This window comes from Pseudostreptobacillus sp. (assembly GCF_977040545.1).
Genome location: NZ_CDRRBS010000112.1, coordinates 1 through 3,027, shown reverse-complemented (window position 1 = coordinate 3,027; position 3,027 = coordinate 1). Strand labels below are relative to the sequence as shown.

3 protein-coding genes are annotated in these 3,027 nt (G+C 26.8%); all 3 read left to right on the top strand.

The window, feature by feature from the left end:
- A partial coding sequence (locus ACWYO2_RS05540; RefSeq protein ID WP_455515485.1) for a PTS transporter subunit EIIC occupies nucleotides 1–1,155 on the top strand: 1,155 nt, incomplete at its 5' end.
- Nucleotides 1,145–2,440, top strand: coding sequence for a GH32 C-terminal domain-containing protein (locus ACWYO2_RS05535; RefSeq protein ID WP_455515484.1), 1,296 nt, complete (start codon nucleotides 1,145–1,147; stop codon nucleotides 2,438–2,440). The genes ACWYO2_RS05540 and ACWYO2_RS05535, both read left to right, overlap by 11 nt.
- A partial coding sequence (locus ACWYO2_RS05530) for a carbohydrate kinase family protein (protein WP_455515483.1) occupies nucleotides 2,441–3,027 on the top strand: 587 nt, incomplete at its 3' end.

Genomic DNA, 3,027 nt, shown 5'->3' with positions numbered 1-3,027 from the left:
AAAGAAAATGTAAATACAGCGAAACCTAAAGGAAATATAGCACAACGTTTTGTTAAAATGTTAAGTGATATATTTGTACCTATAATACCAGCAATAGTTGCAGGTGGGTTATTGATGGGAATAAACAATATATTAACGGCAAAAGATATATTTTTTGCAGGTAAAACTTTAATAGAAGCTTATCCTAAATTTGCAGACCTTGCAGGAATGTTAAATTTATTTGCAAATGCACCATTTGTATTTTTACCTGTATTAATTGCATTTTCTGCAACTAAACGTTTTGGAGGGAATCCATTTTTAGGAGCTGTATTAGGTATGATTATGGTGCATCCTGATATCTTGAATGCTTATTTGGTAGCACCGGGTGTTGATATTCCAAAATGGAATATATTTGGTTTAGAAATTTCTAAAGTTGGATATCAAGGTACAGTTTTACCTATAGTAGTTATGAGTTATGTATTAGCTAGTATAGAAAAATATTTAAGACGTGTAACACCTATTTACTTAGATAATTTAACTACACCTTTATTATCAATTTTTATTACTTCATTTATTACATTTGCATTAACAGGCCCTATATTACGTGAAGTAGGAAACTATTTAACATTTGGATTAAGTTGGTTATATAGTTCACTTGGATTTGTTGGTGCAGGAATTTTTGGAGGACTTTATGCACCTATAGTAATTACAGGAATGCATCATTCATTTATTGCTGTAGAAACAAGTTTACTTGCAGATATTGCAAATACAGGTGGTTCATTTATATTCCCAATAGCTTCAATGTCAAATGCTGCACAAGGTGGAGCAGTTTTAGCAGTTATGATATTTAGTAAAAACTCTAAATTAAAATCACTTGCTTCAGCTTCAGGAATTTCTGCTTTACTTGGAATTACTGAACCTGCAATGTTTGGAGTTAACTTAAGATTAAAATATCCGTTCTATGCTGCTTTAATCGGAAGTGCAATATCAAGTGCTTGGCTTGGATTAAATCACGTACTAGCCACTGCATTAGGTGCTGCAGGATTACCTGGATTTTTATCTATTCCTTATCAAAATTGGTTCTCATTTGGTATAGGATTAGTTTTATCAATAGTTATATCATTTGCAGTTACAGCTTATTTTTATAAAACGAGAGATGTAGATAATGAAGAATAATATTTGGAGGCAAAGTTTACATATAGAACCAAAAGAAGGATGGTTAAATGATCCAAATGGTTTAGTTTATTTTAATGGATTTTATTATATCTATCATCAATATTCATATAATCCAAATGGTGGAGAAAAATTATGGTATGGATATAAAAGTAAGAATTTAATAAATTATGAGGATTTAGGGGTTGTATTAACTCCTAATTCTTTATATGATAAATCTGGAGTATATTCAGGAAGTGCTTATGTAAAAAATGATGAAATTGTATATTACTATACAGGTAATGTTAAATATCTTGATAAAAAGTATGACTATATAACTGAAGGAAGAGAACATAATACTATTAAAGTAAAAAGTAGTGATGGGAAGAATTTTAGTAAAAAAGAATTGATATTTGATAATGATGCGTATCCTAATATGTCTAAACATGTAAGGGATCCTAAGATGTATAGTAAAGATAATATTGAATATTTAGTTTTAGGTGCTAGAGATTTAAAAGATAATGGTTGTCTTTTAGTTTATAGAAATTTAGAATATTTTAAAACACTGTATTATACTAAATATTTAGGATATATGTGGGAATGCCCAGATTACTTTATGTTAGATAATAAAGAGATATTAATATTTTCTCCACAAGGAATTAAAAATATGTATTTGGAATATAAAAATACGTATGAAGTAGGTTATTCAATAATAAATGAAGAAATAGAGAAAGTAGAAGTTATTGATAATTTTAATTTATTAGATTATGGTTTTGACTTTTATGCTCCTCAAACTTTTATTGATGAAGATGGAAATAGAGTATTAATAGCTTGGATGTATATTCCAGATAGCTCATACATTAATCCCACAGTTGATTTTGGATATCAAAATTGCTTGAGTATTCCTAGAGTTTTAAAAATTAAAAATAACAAATTATTACAAAATATACATAAAAGTATATATACCTTATTTAATAATGATTTAAGTGACTGTTTTGAAGAAAAAAAATGGTATTTCAAACAAAATATGAATTATAGTTTTAAAATTTCTATTGACTCATTAGATATATTATACGATAATAATATATTAGAAATTAATTTAAATGATACAGGTTATGGAAGAGGGAATAGAAAATTTGAAATAGATATACAAAATATAGAAATAGTATTTGATAATTCTTCATTTGAAATATTTGGAAATGATGGAGAATTTGTATTTAGTTCAAGATTTTATCCTAAAAATCATAAAGTAAAAATTAATTCTAAAAAATATATTGCAAAAAGTTTGAAAGGAATAGAGGTGAAATAAATGTCAGTTTTATGTATAGGTGAAATGCTGATAGATTTTATAGGAGAAGGCATAGGTAGTATAGATAAAATAGATAGTTTTAAAAAAGAAGCAGGGGGCTGTGTTGCCAATGTTGCATGTGTTGCTTCAAAACTTGGACATAAAAGTTATTTGTTGACTGCTCTTGGAAATGATGGTTTTGGTAAATTTTTAGAAGATACACTAAAATCTCAAAATGTAAGCTGTGATTATTTAGTTAAAAAAGATAATTTATTTACGCCGTTAGCATTTGTTTCTAGAGATGAAAAAGGAGATAGATCTTTTAGTTTCTATTTTAAAGGCTCATCAGCATTAAAAATTTCAAGAAAACAAGTTGAAAAAGTTAATTTAGATGAAATAGAGATTATTCATTTTGCAAGTATTGCAATTCAAGATGAGTCTAAAGAATCACATAAATTTTTAATAGAAAGAGCTAAAGAAAAAGGTATATTAATTAGTTTTGATGTTAATTTAAGATTTAATCTTTGGGAAGATATGAATGAATATTATAATACTATACAAGAGTTTTTACCTTATGTAGATATATTGAAAATATCTGATAATGAATT